Annotated in this window: 19 protein-coding genes and 1 pseudogene; 2 read left to right on the top strand and 18 right to left on the bottom strand. The window is 36.7% G+C overall.

The window, feature by feature from the left end; translation table 11 throughout:
• Nucleotides 1-62: 62 nt before the first annotated feature.
• The 4 genes from BUE24_RS12735 to BUE24_RS12720 form a co-directional block, all read right to left on the bottom strand.
• The gene (locus BUE24_RS12735) at nucleotides 63-1,835 is read right to left on the bottom strand and encodes a sodium:solute symporter family protein (RefSeq protein ID WP_073316408.1); all 1,773 of its coding nucleotides are present in this window, start codon (nucleotides 1,833-1,835) and stop codon (nucleotides 63-65) included.
• Between the two features lie 30 nt (nucleotides 1,836-1,865).
• Nucleotides 1,866-2,123 (bottom strand): DUF4212 domain-containing protein, encoded by a 258-nt coding sequence (locus BUE24_RS12730; protein ID WP_073316407.1) that lies wholly within the window; start codon nucleotides 2,121-2,123, stop codon nucleotides 1,866-1,868.
• A 12-nt stretch (nucleotides 2,124-2,135) separates the two neighbouring features.
• A complete protein-coding gene (locus BUE24_RS12725) occupies nucleotides 2,136-3,368 on the bottom strand; it encodes a hypothetical protein (protein ID WP_073316406.1) in 1,233 nt (410 codons plus the stop codon).
• Between the two features lie 110 nt (nucleotides 3,369-3,478).
• Entirely contained in the window at nucleotides 3,479-3,898 is a 420-nt protein-coding gene (locus tag BUE24_RS12720) for a transposase-like zinc-binding domain-containing protein (RefSeq protein ID WP_073316405.1), read from the bottom strand.
• 213 nt (nucleotides 3,899-4,111) lie between these two features.
• On the opposite strand from BUE24_RS12720, the gene BUE24_RS12715 reads away from it, so the two are divergent.
• On the top strand, nucleotides 4,112-4,468 hold the full coding sequence (locus BUE24_RS12715) for a hypothetical protein (RefSeq protein WP_073316404.1): 357 nt from the start codon (nucleotides 4,112-4,114) through the stop codon (nucleotides 4,466-4,468).
• Between the two features lie 3 nt (nucleotides 4,469-4,471).
• Here BUE24_RS12715 and BUE24_RS12710 read toward each other — a convergent pair whose 3' ends face one another.
• The 14 genes and pseudogenes from BUE24_RS12710 to BUE24_RS12650 form a co-directional block, all read right to left on the bottom strand.
• On the bottom strand, nucleotides 4,472-5,374 hold the full coding sequence (locus tag BUE24_RS12710) for a hydroxypyruvate isomerase family protein (protein ID WP_073316403.1): 903 nt from the start codon (nucleotides 5,372-5,374) through the stop codon (nucleotides 4,472-4,474).
• 35 nt (nucleotides 5,375-5,409) lie between these two features.
• The gene (locus BUE24_RS12705; RefSeq protein ID WP_073316402.1) at nucleotides 5,410-6,297 is read right to left on the bottom strand and encodes a carbohydrate kinase family protein; all 888 of its coding nucleotides are present in this window, start codon (nucleotides 6,295-6,297) and stop codon (nucleotides 5,410-5,412) included.
• A gap of 127 nt (nucleotides 6,298-6,424) precedes the next feature.
• A pseudogene (locus BUE24_RS23725) lies at nucleotides 6,425-6,562 on the bottom strand (sugar porter family MFS transporter); the annotation flags it as partial.
• 157 nt (nucleotides 6,563-6,719) lie between these two features.
• Nucleotides 6,720-7,997 (bottom strand): argininosuccinate lyase, encoded by a 1,278-nt coding sequence (gene argH, locus BUE24_RS12700; RefSeq protein ID WP_073316401.1) that lies wholly within the window; start codon nucleotides 7,995-7,997, stop codon nucleotides 6,720-6,722.
• A gap of 11 nt (nucleotides 7,998-8,008) precedes the next feature.
• Nucleotides 8,009-9,112: a M20 family metallo-hydrolase gene (locus BUE24_RS12695; protein WP_073316400.1), complete on the bottom strand. Its 1,104-nt coding sequence runs from the start codon at nucleotides 9,110-9,112 to the stop codon at nucleotides 8,009-8,011.
• Between the two features lie 31 nt (nucleotides 9,113-9,143).
• Nucleotides 9,144-9,920 carry an acetylglutamate kinase gene (gene argB / locus BUE24_RS12690; RefSeq protein WP_073316399.1) on the bottom strand — a complete coding sequence of 259 codons (777 nt, stop codon included), beginning with the start codon at nucleotides 9,918-9,920 and terminating at the stop codon, nucleotides 9,144-9,146.
• The gene (locus BUE24_RS12685; RefSeq protein ID WP_073316398.1) at nucleotides 9,917-10,873 is read right to left on the bottom strand and encodes an N-acetylornithine carbamoyltransferase; all 957 of its coding nucleotides are present in this window, start codon (nucleotides 10,871-10,873) and stop codon (nucleotides 9,917-9,919) included. The genes argB and BUE24_RS12685 overlap by 4 nt, the downstream gene beginning before the upstream one ends.
• Entirely contained in the window at nucleotides 10,866-11,660 is a 795-nt protein-coding gene (proB, locus tag BUE24_RS12680) for a glutamate 5-kinase (RefSeq protein ID WP_073316397.1), read from the bottom strand. The genes BUE24_RS12685 and proB overlap by 8 nt, the downstream gene beginning before the upstream one ends.
• On the bottom strand, nucleotides 11,638-12,834 hold the full coding sequence (locus tag BUE24_RS12675; RefSeq protein ID WP_073316396.1) for a glutamate-5-semialdehyde dehydrogenase: 1,197 nt from the start codon (nucleotides 12,832-12,834) through the stop codon (nucleotides 11,638-11,640). Before BUE24_RS12675 ends, proB begins: the two co-directional genes overlap by 23 nt.
• 2 nt (nucleotides 12,835-12,836) lie before the next feature.
• Entirely contained in the window at nucleotides 12,837-13,976 is a 1,140-nt protein-coding gene (locus BUE24_RS12670; protein ID WP_073316395.1) for an aspartate aminotransferase family protein, read from the bottom strand.
• A gap of 23 nt (nucleotides 13,977-13,999) precedes the next feature.
• Nucleotides 14,000-14,794: a pyrroline-5-carboxylate reductase gene (proC, locus tag BUE24_RS12665; protein WP_073316394.1), complete on the bottom strand. Its 795-nt coding sequence runs from the start codon at nucleotides 14,792-14,794 to the stop codon at nucleotides 14,000-14,002.
• 2 nt (nucleotides 14,795-14,796) lie between these two features.
• Complete coding sequence (argC, locus tag BUE24_RS12660; RefSeq protein ID WP_073316393.1) at nucleotides 14,797-15,774, bottom strand: N-acetyl-gamma-glutamyl-phosphate reductase; 978 nt, start codon at nucleotides 15,772-15,774, stop codon at nucleotides 14,797-14,799.
• The gene (locus BUE24_RS12655) at nucleotides 15,771-16,961 is read right to left on the bottom strand and encodes an argininosuccinate synthase (RefSeq protein WP_073316392.1); all 1,191 of its coding nucleotides are present in this window, start codon (nucleotides 16,959-16,961) and stop codon (nucleotides 15,771-15,773) included. Before BUE24_RS12655 ends, argC begins: the two co-directional genes overlap by 4 nt.
• Nucleotides 16,949-17,590, bottom strand: coding sequence for a GNAT family N-acetyltransferase (locus BUE24_RS12650; protein ID WP_073316391.1), 642 nt, complete (start codon nucleotides 17,588-17,590; stop codon nucleotides 16,949-16,951). Before BUE24_RS12650 ends, BUE24_RS12655 begins: the two co-directional genes overlap by 13 nt.
• A gap of 908 nt (nucleotides 17,591-18,498) precedes the next feature.
• Here BUE24_RS12650 and BUE24_RS12645 point away from each other — a divergent pair.
• Nucleotides 18,499-19,779 carry a polysaccharide lyase family 7 protein gene (locus tag BUE24_RS12645; protein WP_073316390.1) on the top strand — a complete coding sequence of 427 codons (1,281 nt, stop codon included), beginning with the start codon at nucleotides 18,499-18,501 and terminating at the stop codon, nucleotides 19,777-19,779.
• Nucleotides 19,780-19,900: the final 121 nt, after the last annotated feature.

Genomic DNA, 19,900 nt, shown 5'->3' with positions numbered 1-19,900 from the left:
TAAATTTAGAAAAAACGGCACTATATCGCCAACTATAGTACCGTATTCAACTAAATTAAAAATTAATGTCCAGTAGCTTCTCCTGCTCCACTAGGGATTCTGATATCCTCTACGATATCTTGAACTTCACTTGGCGGTGCCGAAGTCATTCTGGAAACAATAACAGATACAACAACATTTACGATCATAGCAATCGTACCAAAACCTTCTGGAGATGTCCCAAACCACCACTCTTCTTTTGGTCGAGGTTCCATTACTCCTATAAGTCCGGTTTTGTAAACGATCATATATACTAGCATTAGGGTAATCCCGACAATCATACCGGCCACTGCCCCTTGCCTGTTCATCCGTTTATCAAAAATACCAAGGATAATCGCCGGAAAGAATGAGGCGGCGGCCAGCCCAAATGCCAGTGCGACGACGGCGGCGACAAACCCAGGTGGATAAATCCCAAACAATCCTGCAACGATAATAGCAAACAAAATACTAATACGTGCTGCCCATAACTCTCCTTTTTCGGAAATATCGGGCTTAATTTGCTTTTTGATTAGATCATGAGAAATAGAAGTGGATATCACCAAAAGTAATCCTGCTGCAGTTGATAATGCCGCAGCCAATCCTCCTGCCGCTACCAATGCTACTACCCAGTTTGGTAATTTGGCAATCTCTGGATTGGCTAATACCATGATATCTCTATCCACATATAATTCATTCTCTGTACTACTTGCATTAGCCACCAATCGTTCTCCATTTACTCCACGTTCTCCGGTATACTTTGGTTTTCCTTCAGTAGCACTTCCATTTACATATTGTATTTTTCCATCTCCATTTTTATCAGACCAGGCAATTAGTCCAGTATTTTCCCAGTTCTTAAACCATTCTGGTACTTCTTTATAGGAATTATTACTTACCGTCTCAATCAAATTGGTTCTTGCAAATACAGCAATCGCTGGTGCAGTGGTATATAAAATAGCAATAAACAACAATGCTAACCCCGCCGATTTACGTGCATCTTTTACCTTAGGAACTGTAAAAAAGCGAACGATTACGTGAGGTAATCCAGCGGTACCTACCATAAGAGCCAAAGTAATCGCGAATACATCCCATGTAGATTTTGAACCATCTGTATACTCATTAAAACCTAATTGCGTATGTAGCGTATCCAGTTTTTCTAAAAGATATGTTCCATCTTCTACAGTACCTCCCATTCCTATTTGTGGGATGATATTTCCTGTCATTTGCATCGAGATAAAAAATGCGGGAACCATAAATGCAAAAATCAAAACACAGTATTGAGCAACCTGCGTATACGTGATTCCTTTCATTCCTCCCAGAAAAGCAAATACCAGAACCACTGCCATTCCGATAATAACACCTAAGTTAATGTCTACTTGCAAGAATTGAGAAAACACTATCCCAACTCCTCGCATTTGTCCTGCTACATAAGTGAAAGAAACAATCAAGGCACAAATAACAGCTACAGTTCTTGCGGTATTCGAATAATATCGATCTCCGATGAAATCCGGAACAGTAAACTTTCCAAATTTCCGAAGATATGGGGCTAGCAAAAGTGCTAATAATACATATCCACCGGTCCATCCCATAAGAAAAACAGAACCATCATATCCCATAAAAGAGATTAATCCCGCCATAGAAATAAATGAGGCTGCACTCATCCAATCGGCAGCTGTAGCCATCCCATTAGCCAATGGAGAAACTCCTCCTCCGGCTACGTAAAAATCTTTGGTAGAGCCTGCTCTGGCCCAAATGGCAATCCCAAAATAAAGGGTAAAAGTAATCCCTACTAAAATCCATGTCCATACTTGAACGCTCATAATGCTATATTTTTTTGGTTAGTATTAAGATTACTCATCGTAACCATATTTTTTATCTAGTTTATTCATCAATCGAACATATACGAAGATCAGGATGACAAAGGTGTAAATCGAACCCTGTTGTGCAAACCAAAATCCTAGTTTGAATCCTCCTAATCGTATATTGTTGAGTGCGTCTTTAAAAAGAATTCCTGCTCCATAAGAAACCAGAAACCAAATAATGAGAAGAATAACCAAATACTTTAGGTTCTGTTTCCAGTAAGCCACCGCTTTTTCTTTATCTGTCATAATTATAGATTTTTATAAATATATCATTGCTTGCAGGGTAACAAAGCTTTGCGCATCGTTATCCCCGTATTTTGTATTCAAGTATTCTAAAGTTATTTTAGAATGATGCCCACTGAAATACGCATTAGCTCCTACTCCAAAAGTTGTAGCATTATCATCTATCGCATCTATCGATCTTGTATTAAAAGAAGCATAGGGTTGAAACTTGGTTTTCTTATTATCATTAGGAATAACATATCCAACATGCCCATAGATCATCGAACCTGTTTCATAGGTTTGCCCTAAGGTAAAGTTTTCTCCGTAATCATTATTCTGATAAGTGGCATAGGCTGTAATTGCAGAACCATTTTCTCCTATTGGTGCATCATAGAAAGCATCTACCGCAAAAATGGCCACATCCTCACCTTCAAGATCTCCTGCAGTATTTGCCACCACACTACCTTTTGGGTGAAAGAAAAACCCTGCTCCCACATTAAATACTTTCTTACCTCCCAGGTAAGTTCCCACTTTGTAAGGAAGGAAATTGGATTCCTGATCCAGAAAATGAAAATCAAAATATCCGGCAAAGTTCTTTCCAGCATCTTTGGATCCTAATAACCTTCTCCCTGCATATACCGCAGGACCATCTGCAACCGGATCTGTTCCTTCCTGAAGATTGTTGGTTCCCGATTCATTGATGGATACCCGATATTGAAGCTTGCCAAAACTACCTTTGGCATAAATCCCAATATGCCTGGCAAACTGATCGGATAGTCCTATTGTCGCCCATGATTGTCGGTTATTATCCAAAGTCATGATGTTAAGCGTACTTTGATTATTGAGTCGAGAGATTCCATTCCAATAATGTAACCCAGCTCCAATAGCATGATTGGCATTTAGATTGTATTGTCCCCATACGTCATGAAAAAAGAGTTGAGATTCTTCTCCACGACCCAAAGGGCTTTGATTATTTGCATTCAAACTATTAAGGCCAAAATGCGTAAGAATTAAGAAGTCTTTGTTTATCTGTGCATAGGTAAGAATACGAGCTCTTCGAATACTCATGCTTGTATTACTTACATCGTCTGGAACCTCATCCTGGTATCTTGCCCAGAACTGTGCCCAGGATATAATCCTGAAATATTTTGAACCGTCTTCGTTTAATTTCACCTTAAGTCCGCCTGTATAATCTGGCGATCCCTGAGAGTATGTATAATGACAGGTAAGAAGAAGCATACCTACCAATATGATTAGCTGTTTTCTCATAGAGTTTTAAAGATTAGATTAGTAATAAATTGATTTTGTGCGCGATACTAATCTCTAAAAAACCATCAGTTAAGAAAAAACTAATATAGTTATTCGTTAATTTAATATAGCTAATCTCTAAAACGCTCCCATTTAATAAGCATAAACTTATCACCCAGTTCGGTTACTACTACCCCCGCTCCTGATAAATTTTGTACATCATTAAAATAAATAGCAAGTTCTGAAGCATTTAGAATTTTGTAAGTAGGATGATAATTAGAATTGTAAGGTCTCTTGATATTATATTTTTTCACCCAGTTCATAATACTTACGTGCGAAATTCCCAAGATACGCTCAATCTCTCGATAGGTTAACCCTTCCAAATACAACTGTAAAGCCTTATTAACATAGTAATCATCTATTTTCTTACCTATCTTATTTACAGAGAAAAAATAGCTACAAGATTTACATTTAAACCGTTGACGATCATTAACCACTCCACTCTTGATATAGTCTTCAGAACCGCAATTAGGACAGGATTCAATTTTCATATATATTTATTTAGCATAAATATATCAATTTAGCAATAAAATCACAAAACACTTCTTGATTTCATATCAAAATCTCAATTTAAATCTTAAAACAATAAGCAATCATCAATAATAAAAACATGCTAAAACTGTAAATCTGTAGTTTCTCTTTATTTAATTTTGATTTAATACCATAGATTTAGTAGCTTTTCTCCCTGAAACAATAAATGCCCCATGAAAAACAAAAACCTAACCAAATATGCCATATACGCCGTTGCTGTTTTGTGTGCTGCGTTAATCAATGAACACATCATTAAGTATGTAAAAAAACATGTGGATCAACAAGGGTATCTATTGGTACTTATCGATATGGCTATCGTAGTACTTATTTTTGCCCCCACTTTTGCCCTGGTTACCAAATACACGAAGAAATTTTCTAAGGTTTATCTAGACACTTCCAAAAAAATGTCTACTAGTAAAAATGGAACCTTATTCGGCTTTGCAGTGGCTGTTTTTATCCTATTCGTATTGTATGCTAGTTTGAGGCATAATATCGACGTTCTGAAGGATTTAAAAACGATATTACCTTAATAATTATACATCACATATTAAAATTGCTTCCTTCAACGCTTGCAATTTATCTTGGTAAGTAGGAATAAACTCCTGAGCCACATATCCGTTAAAACCTGTACTCAAAATGGCACGCATGATTGTAGGATAATTCAGTTCTTGTTTGTCGTTAATTTCATTTCTCCCAGGAACACCTCCTGTATGATAATGATTAATATACTTATGGTACTTCGTAATAGTAGCGATAATATCACCTTCCATAATTTGCATATGGTAGATATCATACAACAATTTGAAATTACCGGACCCTATTTTATCTACCAAACGAACTCCCCAAGGAGTATGATCACATTGATAATCTGCATGATCTACTTTACTATTGAGCAATTCCATAACCAAAGTAACATTGTTCCTTTCAGCATGTTTTACCAATGTATCTAAGCCTAGAGCACAATTTTCTAACCCCAATTCGTCGGATATTCCATGACGGTTCCCAGAAAAGACAATAACTTGTTGTATCCCAGCATCCGCCGCTTTAGAAATCAACTCCATGTATTGTTGCTGTAATGCTTTATGATTTTTAGAATTGTTGAATCCATGAATAATGTTTGCAAAAGAGTCTGTCGCCAACGAGCAACTAACTCCCTTATCCTTGACTACTTCCCATTCATCAGGTTTTAAAAGATCAATTCCTACTAATCCTAAATCCTTCCCCTTTTCTGCGAATTCTTCTAAAGGAATATCCTGATAACACCATCTACAAGCCGAATGATTAATATTTCTTTTCAGCTTTGATTGCGTCGACTTGGTATTACCCAATTTCTTTTCTGGTTCACCCGCTATAACCGGCATACCCATACCTACTGCTCCAATTCCCAGTGATATGTTTTTTATCACTTGTCTTCGACTCACTTTTGACTTACTCATTTTCAGAATTATTTTAATGATACAGGTATATACAACTACTTAGCATTTTCATACATAAACGCTTCAATTTCTTCTTTACTAAATACAGGGTTCGCCCCTTTGCTACCCGCAACCATTGCTCCTACTGCACAAGCATAATCAATGGCTTCTTGTGGCTGGGATTTTGTCAATAATTTGGAAATCAATGTTGCCAAAAAAGAATCTCCTGCCCCTACAGTATCCACGACTTGTATTTTATATCCAGGGTTGTTATAAAACTCATTGTCAAAAAACAGAGCTGCTCCTTTTCCGCCTTTGGTAATACAAATTTGATCAGTTTTTGTTTCTTTTGCGAGTGCTTTTACCTGGTTTTCTAACGCATTCTCCCGGATGTTTAGGTGTTCACAAATTTCTTCCAATTCTTCATCGTTTAGTTTGATAAAATCAGCTTGGTTCATCAGTTGTAACAATAAGGAAGCATCATAATGAGGAGGTCTAAGATTCACATCCAACACTTTGTACAGCGCTTTTTCCAACAATTTCAAAAGTGTATTTCTACTTTCTTCACTTCTACTAGCAAGACTACCAAACACAAAGGCGTCTGAACTTACTACTAATTGTTCCATCTTTTTGGTATATTCAATAAAATCCCAGGCTACAGGTTTACTAATCTCGTAAGATGCTGTACCACTGCCATCTAGAGTAACCAGCACTTCGCCAGTAATATGTTTAATATCTTCTTGAAAGATATTGTTACGCATACCTTGTTTTTCTAAATACCCTACGATATCGCTTCCCAAATCATCATTTCCTATCCTGGTGATTAGGGAAGTATCGATTCCCATAGTATGCAATCGTAAAGCCACATTAAGTGGAGCGCCACCTATTTTTCGATGGGTAGGAAATATATCCCATAATACTTCTCCAAAACAGGTTATTTTCATAAGTAATTAGTTTTCTTTGATTAGTTGTTGACTCACATTTTCTAATGAAATCCCTTTTGTTTCTGGCATTAAAAAGATCACAAACAAAAGGGATTCCTCCAAAAATAGCTCCTAATACGGTTCCTCATAAAGCCTTGGGCATTACGACAGAACCATGAAACGCATCCGAAGTATTCCATAATTCCTGTAAACTCTGATCCGCCCCAAAAATTACTACGGTGTCAAATCCAAATAAAAAACCAGCCAATGCCGCAGTAAAAGCCAAAAAAAAGCTTGCTCATATCAGGAGAACTTATGTAAATTTTCTTTTCTAAAGGTAATTTTTTTAGACTGGTATACCAAAAAACAACCCCCATAGGTTAACAACTCCTTGGGGGTCTAGACTGAAGCTAAAAAATTAAACTAACTCAACTTACACTCAATTAAACACGCTCCAGTTTCTCTTCTATTTGGTTTAGACATAAATTATTAATACTACCCGCATGTGTATGTGTGGTATTTTTTTCCGGATGATAGTTTCCATCTTCTATATCCTTTCCGATTTTTACATAAGCCTCTCTAAAAGTCATGCCTTGCATCACCAAAGCATTTAAGGTATCTACACTAAAGAGGTAGTCATATTTTGGATCTTTCAAAATACCTTCGTTTACCGTTACTTGTTGTAATGCATATACAGACATCTCCAGCGAAGCTTTTAAATCCTGAATAGCAGGAACTATTCCCTCTTTTAGTAATTGAAGATCTCTATGATAACCACTTGGAAGGTTTGCCGTTAGTAACGTAAGCTCATACGGAAGTCCTTGTATCTTATTACATTTCCCTCTAATCAACTCAAAAACGTCCGGGTTCTTTTTATGAGGCATAATACTAGATCCCGTGGTTAATTCTGAAGGGATGCTCATAAAATCAAAGTTCTGACTCATATACAAACACACATCCATTGCTAATTTTGACAATGTTGCCGCTACACTACTGATTGCAAAAGAAACCGACTTTTCTGATTTTCCTCTGCTCATTTGAGCAGCTACCACATTGTATTTCAAAGTTGCAAAACCCAGTTCTTGTGTTGTAAACTCTCTATCGATTGGAAATGAGCTCCCATAACCTGCAGCACTCCCTAACGGATTTTGATCTACGACTTGTAAAGCGGCGTTCACAAAAAACAGATCATCTACAAAACTCTCTGCATACGCAGAGAACCACAATCCAAAAGAAGAAGGCATTGCAATCTGTAAATGCGTATATCCTGGCAACAACACATTTTTGAACTCATTTGCTCTGGATAGTAGTACTTTTGAAAGCTCTTTGACCTGACTTTTTATTTGAAGCAACTCATCTTTAAGGTATAAATGCATAGCTACCAAAACCTGGTCATTTCTGGATCTTGCAGTATGTATTTTTTTACCTGCCTCTCCTATCCGATGCGTTAACTCGTATTCTATTTTTGAATGTACATCTTCAAACTGATTTTCGATAGTAAAGGATCCTTCATCTATTTGTTTGTTAAGCTCATTCAACACCCTTTCTATACTTGAAATTTCGGTTTCCGAAAGTAATCCGATCTTGTGCAACATCTTACCGTGAGCTAACGTTGCACGTACGTCGTATTTGGCAATAACCAAATCCAATTGCCTATCGTTGCCTACGGTAAATCTATCTATTTTTTCATCTGTGGGTAATCCCTTGTCCCAAAGTTTCATACGTTCTTTTCTTAAAAAATTCCCTCTAAAATTTTTACATACAAGGCTACGCCTTCTTTTATCTCATCCACATAAATAAACTCATTTGCCGAGTGCGATCGCGTAGAATCACCAGGCCCCAATTTCAATGATGGGCAACTCAATACCGATTGATCGGATAGCGTTGGTGATCCATAAGTTGTTCTTCCCAGAGCAATCCCAGATTTTACAATAGGATGATCCATGGGTATGGAAGAAGACCCCAAGTGTAATGATCTTGGTGTTACCGTAACATGAGCTGGCATATTTTCTTTTACCATTGTTAAAATTTCTTCGTTCTTATATTTATCATTTACCCGGATGTCTACTACTAGATCACAATGAGAAGGAACCACATTATGCTGGTTCCCTGCACTTACTTGGGTAACCGTCATTTTAACTTTGCCCAGAGTTTCTGACTCTTTTTTGAAGGTAAAATCTTTAAACCATTGCAATACTTCTAAGGTCTTATAAATGGAATTATCATCATTGGGATGCGCAGCGTGACTTGATGTTCCCTGCACAGAAACATCCAGAACTAACAATCCTTTTTCGGCTACTGCCAATTGCATGAGCGTAGGTTCTCCTACCACAGCAAATTCTACATTTTTAAAGTGTTTCAGCACACTTTTCAGACCCAACGGACCACTACTCTCTTCTTCGGCAGATGCAACTACCACCAAATTGTAGGCTAGGTTTTCTTTATGATAGAAATACGTAAATGTTGCCAGCAAAGAAACCAGACAACCTCCAGCATCATTACTCCCTAAACCAAATAATTTTCCATCTTCGACAAATGCCTGGAAAGGATCATTGGTGTAATTTCCATTTGGTTTTACAGTATCGTGATGAGAATTCAACAAAATAGTGGGTTTTGAAGCATCAAAGTGCAAGTTGTACGCCCATATATTATTATTCTCTCTTTCAAATGGAATCTTATGGGTATTGAACCACTCTTCAATTAACAAAGCGGTGCTCTCTTCTTCTGAAGAAAAAGAAGGAGTTGCTATTAGTTTTTTTAATAACTCAATAGCATTATCTGTAAGTGTCGAAATCTCGAAACCTGTAAATCCTTCAGTATGTAAATTAGTACTCATTTTATGATTGAATGTTTTTATCTATCTTGATTTATAAACTCAAGGTAGTATGCTTTACTGTATTATCTTTTATATATTCGGAGTTTGCAATATGCACGCTTGCTACATTCTTTTGCAATGCATCAAAACAATTCTGTAATTTAGGTAGCATTCCATCGGCTATTACCTGATCATCTCTAAGCTTTGCATACTTTTCTAAATCGATATGCTCTATCACAGAATCCTTGTTATTGATATCTTCCAAAACACCTTTCAACTCAAAACAGTAGAACAAGGACACTTCAAAATGGGCGCTCATAGCTGAGGCAATCTCTGAGGCTATCGTATCGGCATTGGTATTTAACAATTGCCCATTTCCATCATGAGTGATTGCACAAAACACAGGAATGATCCCCATATCCAGTATCCCTTTTATCATCTTATCATTTACCTTCTCTACATCGCCTACAAAACCGTAATCTACAAACTGTGCGGGTCTTTTGGTTGCCATAATTGTATTTGCATCTGCACCTGTTAATCCTAGAGCCGGACTACCATGTTTTTGCAGCCCAGCTACAATATTTTTATTGATTAACCCTGCATAAGTCATCACCACAACATCCAAATTTTCAGCAGATGTTATCCTTCTGCCATCTATCATTTCGGTTTTTACCCCAAGTTTTTCCGAAAGCTGTGTTGCTGACTTCCCCCCTCCATGAATCAAAATTTTAGGCCCTTCTATTTTTGAAAAGTCTATCAAAAATTGATTTAGCGCATCTTTGTCTTCAATAATATTGCCTCCTATTTTTGCTACTAATAACTGCTTCATGACCCCTTCAATCCTTTCAATATTTTTTTCAATACCAATTGTGCTGCATAGGTTCTATTGTTGGCCTGCTGAATTACAATTGCATCTTCACTTTCAATCACTGCATCATCTACGACTACATTTCGTCTTACTGGCAAACAATGCATAAATTTGGCCTGATTGGTCAGTTTCATTTTATCTTCAGTAATTTTCCAATCGGCATCCGTAGACAGTACTTTTCCGTAGTCCTGGTAAGCACTCCAGTTTTTGACATAAATAAAATCTGCATCTTTAAAAGCATTCTCCTGGTTGTAATCAATGGGCACCTCTTTAGTAATCTGACTGGCTAACTCATATCCCTTTGGATGGGTAATTACAAAATGCGCGTCCATTCGTTGCATCATCTCTACAAAAGAGTTGGCAACAGCCTGGGGCAAAGCTTTTGGATGCGGTGCCCATGATAATACAACCTTTGGTTTCTCCTTCTTTTTATGTTCGGTAATAGTAATTGCATCTGTAAGTGCTTGTAATGGATGACCCGTGGCACTTTCCATATTCACCACTGGAATGGTCGCGTATTCCATAAAGCTTTTTAACACCTTTTCGCTGTAATCCTCTTCTTTATCTTTTAAATGTGCAAATACTCGAATGGCCAGTATATCACAATATTGTGAAACCACTTGTGCTGCTTCCTTAACATGTTCAGAATTTCCCTGATCCATGATGGTACCGTCACCATATTCTAAAGACCAGCCTTCTCCTGTAAAATTCATCACCATAACATTCATCCCCAGATTAAGTGCGGCCTTTTGTGTGCTTAATCGAGTACGTAGACTGGGATTAAAAAACAACAACCCTATGGTTTTGTCCTCTCCCAGTTTTTTATCCTGTAATGGTTCTTTTTTAAGTGCTATGGCTTGATCCACCCAATCTTCAACATTATCTATATCTGCTATTGAAAAGTAATTATTCATTGTATACTGCTTTTGTTATTCTGGTAAAAGGGATCTTATCCTCAATTACATCGGTAATAAAATTATCGTTAAGCCCATTTACAATCCATGTTTCTATCTCAGCAGCCTGGGCTATTTTTGCTGCTTCAATTTTTGAACGCATCCCACCAGTACCATGAGAAGACACTGCACTCACGATCTCTTGTTCCAACTCTTCTACATCTACTACATCGGTAATCGTTTGGTAGGTCTTATTTTGAATGGATGCCTTTGTACAAATCCCATTGGTATTGGTAGCAACCACAAGTAAATCTGCATCTAGCAATACGGCTGTTAAGCCCGCTAACTTATCATTATCTCCAAATTGGATTTCGTCTGTAGCCACAGTGTCATTTTCATTGATAATTGGGATATAGTTATTGGCTACCAATACATTGATCGTATTCACAATATTTTGTTTTGATTCCTCTCTTTCAAAATCCGAATAAGACAACAAACACTGAGACGTCAACAAACCAAGGTCTCTAAAACTTTCTTGAAAAATTCGCATTAAGTGTGGCTGACCAATGGATGCTAATGCTTGTTTTACATTGATTTCCTTTCCATTACTCTCCAAATTCACGAATTGTTTGGCTACAGCTATAGCACCAGAGCTTACAATAACGAACTCATAAGTATCCTGTAATGCAACGATCTGCCTACCGATATCTTCGATTTTTCCTCTAGAAATCTGATCCGTTTCTTTGGTCAATGTATTGGATCCTATTTTGAGTACAATTCTTTTCTTATCTGATCTGCCCTTCTCCATGTATATACCATTTGTTGGTTACCAAATGTTGTAAACCAATTGGTCCTCTTTGATGTAATTTATCTGTGCTTATTGCCAGCTCTCCTCCTAATCCTAGCTGAAACCCATCTGTAAATCGAGTGGAAGCATTATGATACACAGCTGCACAATCTACCGACATCATAAACTGATCTGCAATCTGCTGATTTCTAGTAATGATTGCCGCAGAATGTCCTCCACTATATTCATTAATCTTATCAATGGCTTCTTTGTTATTCGTGGTTTCACCAATTACAATTTTGAAATCCAAAAACTCTTCAAACCAGATCTTATCATTCTCGATGGTCTTTACCTCCTCATATTTAGCCAAAGACGAATCGCCAATAATTTCTACATCATAATCTTTGAGTGCCGTAATGAGATTTCTTACAAAATCCTCTTTATTGGGTAAGTTTTTATCAATCAAAACCTTATCTACAGCATTACAGGCTGAGATTTTGTCGGTTTTACCATTAATGATATTATCCAAAGCCAGAGCGTTATCCGCTTCATTATGAACATATACAAAATTATTCCCTCGACCGCTAACGATCACTGGACAAGTTGCATGCTGCTTTACAAATGCAATCAGCTTTTCCCCTCCTCTTGGAACAATAAGATCCACTCTTTGTGTTGGATGCTCCAAAAACTTCTGGGTTTTCTCTCGATCATAATTCAAGTAAGTAACCCAATCTGTAGTCGCTTCGACGCTCGCCAGTGCCTTATGCCACAACTTTACTATTTCCAGGTTAGAGTTTAGGGATTCTTTTCCTCCTTTTAGTAAAATTTTGTTTCCAGATTTGAACGCAATTCCAGCCGCCTCAACGGTCACATCTGGTCTTGATTCGTAGATGATAAGTACCGTACCAAAAGGAGCTGTTTTATTAAAAACATGCATTCCGTTCTCATGTGTAAATTGAAAACGCTCTACTCCTAAAGGATCCTCTAGATTTGCCAATTGTTCTAATGCATCAATCATCCCTTGTACTTTAGCCTTATCAACCTTCAATCGGTCGTACATTGCTTTATCTTCTCCAGAGTAACTGTTCAAATCTTTTTGATTAGCCGCAATCAAAGTTTCCCTATTTTTAGCAATCAACTCCGCCATCTTTAGCAAAACTGCATTTCGTTGTTCTATGTTCAGTACTGCTTCCATAGCTATACTTTTTCTTCGATTAATATATTTTGCAATGCCATTACAAACTGATCGATTTCTTTTTTATCGATTGTAAGAGGTGGTAGTATTCTTAACAGCTTTTTATTCATAGATCCACCAGTAAAAATATGCGCATCATAAATCAACTTTTTACGCAATTCTCCTACTTCGTAGTCAAATTCCAAACCAACCATGAGCCCTCTACCTTTACATTTTTTAATTCCTGGTAGTTCTTTAATTTTGGTTAAGAAATACTCTCCAATTGATGCTGCATTATCTACCAAATTTTCGGTCTCAATCACTTCGAGTACTGCAAGAGCCGCTGCACAAGCTAAATGATTCCCTCCAAACGTAGTTCCAAGCAATCCATAACTAGGTTGAATATGGGGAGCGATTAATATCCCACCAATAGGAAAACCGTTCCCCATCCCTTTGGCAACAGAAATAATATCAGGAGTAATGCCATGATGCTGATGCGCAAAGAACTTTCCACTTCTCCCATATCCAGATTGAATTTCGTCGGCAATCAATACCACATTATTCTCTTTACAAAGCAATTGCAATTCCTGGAAAAATGCTGTGGTCGGTTGATCAAGACCTCCTACTCCTTGAATAGGCTCAATGATTACTGCACACACATTTCCTTTTTCTAATTCTTGGGTTACGGCATCAATATCATTCAAAGGCAGAAAAGTTACTTCTTGCTGCTTATTGAGCGGAGCATTGATTTTGGCATTATCCGTTACTGCAACTGCTGCTGACGTTCTACCGTGAAATGCATTATCAAAAGCAATCACCCGAGATTTCCCGGTATGAAAAGAGGCTAATTTCAAAGCATTTTCATTAGCTTCTGCTCCAGAATTACACAAAAACAATTGATAGGTGTCATACCCTGATAAAGCTCCCAGCCTTTGTGCCAATTCGGTTTGCATACTGTTCTGTACTGCATTAGAATAGAATCCAATTTTATCAATTTGTTCTTTTATTTTTTTGGTATAGTGAGGATGCGAATGCCCTATAGAAATTACTCCGTGACCCCCGTACAAATCCAAATATGCTACTCCATTTTTGTCAATAATGGTGCTATTGAATGCCTTTACAGGTTCTACATTATACAATGGATATACATCAAACAATTTCATACTCATATTCTTTTTAATACTCCTTATTTTATTGTATTTATCTTTTCATAAGAGGCCATTACCCCTTTTATTACTGAAGAACTAAGCCCTTGATGTTCCATCTCGTTAAGACCTTCGATAGTACACCCCTGAGGTGTAGTTACCTTATCGATTTCTCGTTCTGGATGTGTTCCATTTTTTGCAACCAAAGTTGCTGCACCCATAGCTGTTTGTACTGCGATAATCTGTGCTTCATGAGGATGAAATCCCATTTGTATCCCTCCTTGAATCATTGCTCTAAGAAATCTCAAAAAGAAAGCAATTCCACTCGCACCCAATACGGTAGCCGCCTGCATAAGTCGCTCTTCAATGATCAACGTTTTTCCGATGGTATCAAACATTTTTTGAACAAAGACCAACTCTTCTTTTACATCCTCGTTTGCAGAAATACAGGTCATCGATAACTTTTTTGATGCTCCTGTATTTGGCATTACACGAATCACCTTGTTTTTAGGTACTACTTCATTAATCTCAGCAATGGATGTACCGGTCACTGTTGAAATCAATATTTGGTCGGCAATGAGCTCTTCTTTTATTTCTTCCAGAACTGCATCCAACTGTCTGGGTTGCACACACAAAATGACCCATTTCACATCAGAAATAGCTTCTATAATATGTTGCGAGGTTGACACTCCCAACTTCTCTTTTACTTCGGTCAAATTATGTTCTGACTTATCGACTACGGTAATATGTTTTGCTTCAAAAAGGTCACTATTGCCCAATCCTGAAATAATAGATTTCCCTAAGTTCCCTCCTCCTATGATGGTTATCTTATTCATGTCTAAAATGCACTTGCTTTTAATTCTAAACCTGTTTTTTCTTCAATCCCAAACATTAAATTCATGTTATGAATGGCTTGCCCAGATGCTCCTTTGATTAAATTATCAATTACGGATGTAATGAGTAACATTCCTTTCTTCTTGCTAATATGAAGGATGCATTTGTTGGTATTCACTACCTGTTTTAAGTGAATTTCCTGATCTGAAACTACAGTAAACTGAGCTTCTTTGTAAAAATCCTTATACAGTTGAATGGCTTCTTCCTCAGTTCCTGCAAATTCGGTATAAAGAGTTACGTATATCCCTTTGCTGAAATTCCCTCGATTAGGGATAAAGAACAGTGGACTATCAAAATTGGGTTGTAACTGTACAATACTTTCCTGGATCTCGTCTAGATGCTGATGGGTAAATACCTTATAACTAGAAAAATTATTATCTCTCCAACTAAAATGAGTAGTACTACCAGGTATTACGCCAGCTCCTGTGCTTCCCGTTGTTGCGTTGATATGCACAGCACTATTTAATTGATCAATGGATGCCAAGGGTAACAATGCCAATTGAATAGCTGTAGCAAAACAACCTGGATTAGCAATGTTTGTTGCTTCTATAATCTTTTCCTTTTGCAATTCAGGCAATCCATATACAAAATCCCTGTTTTGGTAGCTTTTATCTTTGTTTAATCTGAAATCATTTCCAAGATCAATCACTTTGGTCGTTTCAGAAAAACTATGTTCATTTAGAAAAGCCTGAGATCGCCCATGACCTAGACACAAAAACACTACATCTACGTTTGGGTTTACGGTATCGGTGAATTTTAAATCAATTTCTCCGACCAAATCCGGATGTTGTTTAGCTATAGCAATTCCTGCATTGGTAGTACTATACACAAAATCCAACTGCGCTTTTGGGTGATGTACCAAAAGTCTGAGTAATTCTCCGGCAGTATATCCTGACCCACCTATTATTCCAACTTTTATCATGATTGATCTGGGTTTACGTTGTGGTAAATTTTATTAGCATTACCATAAATCTTAATAAAACCTTTGGCATCATCTGCAGTCCAGGAGTTATTCATCTCTCCATACTGTCCGAAATCGGATTTCATCATATCAAAATCTGATTCTACTCCTTCTAACATAAAGTGGTACGGTTTTAATTTTACCTTTACTCCTCCTGTCACTGATTTCTGTGAATCTTCCAAAAACACTTCTATGTTTCGCATTACTGGATCCAGATAATTGCCTTCATGTAAAAGCATTCCATACCAATTGGCCAATTGTTCTTTCCAGTATTGTTGCCATTTGGTCAGCACATGCTTTTCTAACAGATGATGTGCTTTTATAATCACAATTGGTGCAGCTGCTTCAAATCCTACTCTTCCTTTTATTCCGATAATCGTATCTCCTACATGAATATCTCTACCAATAGCAAAGGCGCTTGCCAGCTCTTCAAGCTTCAGTATATTATTTACTGGAGTATCTTTTATCCCATCCAAACCAACGAGTTCTCCTTTTTCAAAATTGAGCGTAATGGTTTCTTCCTTGTCTTTTTGGAGTTGGCTTGGGAACGCTTCATCTGGTAACGGGTTTTGAGAAGTTAGCGTTTCTTTACCTCCTACGCTAGTTCCCCAAATCCCTTTATTAATAGAATATTGAGCCTTTTCCCAACTGTACTGCACTCCATGACTTTGAAGGTAAGCGACCTCTTCTTGTCTTGAAAGTTTAAGATCCCTAATCGGTGTTATGATTTTAATTTCTGGTGCCAGGGTTTGAAAAATTACATCAAATCTTATCTGATCATTCCCTGCTCCGGTACTTCCATGAGCTATATATTTTGCACCAATCTGCTTTGCATAATTGATCACCTCTATCGCCTGGAAGATTCTTTCTGCACTTACCGACAACGGATAGGTATTGTTTTTTAGAACATTTCCATAAATCAAATACTTGATTGCTTTTTGGTAAAATTCTTCAACAATGGTTTTATTGATATGAGATGAACTCCCAAGTTCATAAGCTCTTTTTTCAGTTTCTTCTAATTCTGTTTCCGAAAATCCTCCAGTGTTTACCAAAATGGTATGCACTTCAAGGTTTTTCTCATGAATTAAATATTTTACACAATAAGAGGTGTCTAGCCCTCCACTATATGCCAATACTACTTTTTCCATAATAACAATGGTTTATTATTTGCAAGCATGGTTTGCTTGATCTTTTTTAATCTTTTTAATACTTTTTGATTGAACCACTTCTCTTTCTTTTTCTTTTTTCGAAGCGGATCGTACAGCATTCCAGTACACAAACACATTTTATGATCCTTTGAAGTCAAAATCTCATAGTTTGTACATGTCTTACAGCCTGACCAAAACTTCGGATCATCTGTTAATTCTGAGAATGTTACTGGTTTATATCCCAATTCAGAATTAATTTTCATCACTGCCAAACCTGTGGTGATTCCGAATACTTTGGCTGTTGGGTATTTTTTTAAGGAATGATTAAACGTAAATTCTTTAATCTTTTTTGCTAATCCGCGGTTTCTAAAATCCGGATGAACAATTAAACCTGAATGTGCAACATACTCGCCATGACCCCAACTTTCTATGTAACAAAAACCTGCAAATTGATCATCGGATAATGCAATGATTGCATCTCCATTTTTCATTTTAGTTTGCACATAATCAGGTGTTCGCTTAGCGATCCCCGTTCCTCTTACCTTGGCGGAATCCGATATGACACTGCAAATTTCTTCAGCGTATAGAAAATGACTTTCGTCTGCTATTGTAATGTGTACTTCTTGCATAAACGTAAGCTGCGTTTATCAAAAGTTTGATAATTAGTTTTGATTTTATTTTATGGTATCCAAGAAGCGATATAGAAAAGTGCAAAAACTAATAATAGTATATAGTCTTCGTTACAGTTCTAAAATCAAGTTGGATGTCTCTCGGGGAAGTAGGGCGCACCTACTTCAGAAGAAAATTAAACCCCCAAGGGGCGACGGAAACGGCGTACAGGAGTAATTAAAATATTACCTAATGTGTTCAAAGATTGAACTTTAACTTCCGAATAAATAAATGTTGCCGTTTTCATAATAGTAACTCTAAATCGTCGGCCGTAGCCCCTTTCGTTAACTAATACTGCAATATTAAGTAAAAACTTTGTACCACAGTGAATTATTATGTAAAAATTAGCATTAATACGAATATGACAAAAAAATGTATTAAAAATTAAATAGTACGCAATGAATGATTTTGATAAATGGACAACAATAAAAAAGGTGTTCCACAGTTTATGTGTTGGTTACCCAAAAATAGGTTTCTAAAATAATACGTATTACAAAACCAATGACTTTATCAAAACAAATAAAAAAATCAAAGGATATTCAGTTTCTTAAAAGTATCTGTTTATATAGGACTCACATCAATACCATGCGCACCGTTTATTTCTGTACACTGTAGTTCTAACATCTCAATTTTCAAAAAAAAAACATTCCCCCTTCTTCATTTATTAGTTTGGCAAAAATTAATGGTGAATAACCCCATTTTTAATAAATACAAACTAAACAAAAACCATTATTGAAAATATCAATCCTCTATTTTTTTAACAATAATTTTGTTAATTATCAATTTTTAATTTGTGAAAATCAACAAATTAGCATAAATTGGTCGACCAATTCAGAGAATTATATTGATTTAACACAAACAAACGATCATGAAAAACTTAAGAAAAGCTGCTTACTATGCTTGTGTAGCATTAGCTCTAATTACATTTACGAATTGCACCACGGATATTGAATTTGCGGATGATGTATCCCTAACCGAAAACAATAATCTAAAACAATCTTTGAGAGAATTATCTGTTGTTTCAGTTTCGGCCAATGGTGATGACGGTAACGTTCCTTCTAATACTTTGGATGGTAACTTAAACACACGATGGTCTTCTTTTGGAAGAACCGGAAAATACATCACTTTTGATTTAGGTTCTTCAAAAAAGATCTCCAGGATTAAAATCGCATGGTACAAAGGAGATCAACGGAAGGCATTTTTTAAAGTACGAGTAGGTAATTCTACCTCGAGCTTATCAACAGTGGTAGACAAAAAGAATGTAGGAAGCAGTGGGAATACCCGTCAATTAGAAACGTATGATTTCTCGGAAACTACGGCAAGATATGTGCGTATTTCCAGTTTTGGAAACTCGAGCAATGATTGGAATAGTGTTACGGAAGTAGAAATCTATGGAGAAGACGGATCGGTGAATCCACCACCACCACCCTCTAGTAATACTCCGTACGCTCTTCTTGGTTTACAGAATTGGAAACTTAATGGTCTGAGCGGAACTCCGTCAAATAACCAATATGTTGATGCAATTCCTAATCTACCAAACTACACTAATGACGATTGGTTCTTTGTTCAAAATAATTGGGCAATATTCCAGGTTTGGGCAGGAAGTGATACTTCTTCAGGTTCTGGAAACCCTAGAATGGAATTAAGAGAATTAACCGCCAATGGAAATAGCAATATATTCTGGGATGGTACAACAAATACAGAACACCGTATGAAATGGAGAGTACGAGTTGATCGATTACCTAGTTCTGGAAAAGTTTGTTTTGGTCAAATTCATGATAAAACCGACAAATTTGATGATGTAATTCGAGTGCAATGTCAAGGAAGCGCTAATCAAACCAGTGGATCTGTAAAAATGAGAATTAACGGTTACGTTACTGAAGTCCTCGAAGGTGGAGGAAAAACAGTAGGGAACTTTAATTTGGGAGAAGAAATGTATCTTGAACTCACTTACAAGAACAGTATTGTGAAACTGTATGAGTTGGATAATGGTGGTAATAGAGTACGTACTATATATACTTCAAAATCGGTTGCAGCAAAAGAAAACTACTTTAAAGCAGGAAACTATTTGCAATCAATGAAAGGAAAAAGCTACAAGAGTTCTGACTACGGAAGAGTGGGTATTAACAAACTCGAAGTATTTCATTAAACACTTGACAACAAGGAAATAAATTAATCTAAGAAAACACGGCTATTCCTCTTTTTATGGGATAGCCGTATTTTTATTAGAAAATTTAAAGGTTTTTAAAATTATATTAATAATTTTAAGA

The organism is Aquimarina spongiae, from assembly GCF_900141785.1.
Lineage (GTDB): Bacteria > Bacteroidota > Bacteroidia > Flavobacteriales > Flavobacteriaceae > Aquimarina > Aquimarina spongiae.
Note: the sequence above shows the minus strand (reverse complement) of the source record. Positions and strands in the feature narration are given on the sequence as shown.

Bases quoted from the DNA above. Each gene is read 5' to 3' on its own strand.
- BUE24_RS12675 (WP_073316396.1), bottom strand. From the start codon at position 12,834: ATGGAAGCAGTACTGAACATAGAACAACGAAATGCAGTTTTGCTAAAG.
- BUE24_RS12650 (WP_073316391.1), bottom strand. From the start codon at position 17,590: ATGCAAGAAGTACACATTACAATAGCAGACGAAAGTCATTTTCTATAC.
- BUE24_RS12720 (WP_073316405.1), bottom strand. From the start codon at position 3,898: ATGAAAATTGAATCCTGTCCTAATTGCGGTTCTGAAGACTATATCAAG.
- argB (WP_073316399.1), bottom strand. From the start codon at position 9,920: ATGAAGCAGTTATTAGTAGCAAAAATAGGAGGCAATATTATTGAAGAC.
- proB (WP_073316397.1), bottom strand. From the start codon at position 11,660: ATGGAGAAGGGCAGATCAGATAAGAAAAGAATTGTACTCAAAATAGGA.
- BUE24_RS12730 (WP_073316407.1), bottom strand. From the start codon at position 2,123: ATGACAGATAAAGAAAAAGCGGTGGCTTACTGGAAACAGAACCTAAAG.
- BUE24_RS12705 (WP_073316402.1), bottom strand. From the start codon at position 6,297: ATGAAAATAACCTGTTTTGGAGAAGTATTATGGGATATATTTCCTACC.
- argC (WP_073316393.1), bottom strand. From the start codon at position 15,774: ATGATAAAAGTTGGAATAATAGGTGGGTCAGGATATACTGCCGGAGAA.
- BUE24_RS12725 (WP_073316406.1), bottom strand. From the start codon at position 3,368: ATGAGAAAACAGCTAATCATATTGGTAGGTATGCTTCTTCTTACCTGT.
- BUE24_RS12655 (WP_073316392.1), bottom strand. From the start codon at position 16,961: ATGGAAAAAGTAGTATTGGCATATAGTGGAGGGCTAGACACCTCTTAT.
- BUE24_RS12735 (WP_073316408.1), bottom strand. From the start codon at position 1,835: ATGAGCGTTCAAGTATGGACATGGATTTTAGTAGGGATTACTTTTACC.
- argH (WP_073316401.1), bottom strand. From the start codon at position 7,997: ATGAAACTTTGGGACAAGGGATTACCCACAGATGAAAAAATAGATAGA.
- BUE24_RS12695 (WP_073316400.1), bottom strand. From the start codon at position 9,112: ATGAGTACTAATTTACATACTGAAGGATTTACAGGTTTCGAGATTTCG.
- BUE24_RS12715 (WP_073316404.1), top strand. From the start codon at position 4,112: ATGAAAAACAAAAACCTAACCAAATATGCCATATACGCCGTTGCTGTT.
- BUE24_RS12710 (WP_073316403.1), bottom strand. From the start codon at position 5,374: ATGAGTAAGTCAAAAGTGAGTCGAAGACAAGTGATAAAAAACATATCA.
- proC (WP_073316394.1), bottom strand. From the start codon at position 14,794: ATGAATAAGATAACCATCATAGGAGGAGGGAACTTAGGGAAATCTATT.
- BUE24_RS12670 (WP_073316395.1), bottom strand. From the start codon at position 13,976: ATGAAATTGTTTGATGTATATCCATTGTATAATGTAGAACCTGTAAAG.
- BUE24_RS12685 (WP_073316398.1), bottom strand. From the start codon at position 10,873: ATGAATAATTACTTTTCAATAGCAGATATAGATAATGTTGAAGATTGG.
- BUE24_RS12645 (WP_073316390.1), top strand. From the start codon at position 18,499: ATGAAAAACTTAAGAAAAGCTGCTTACTATGCTTGTGTAGCATTAGCT.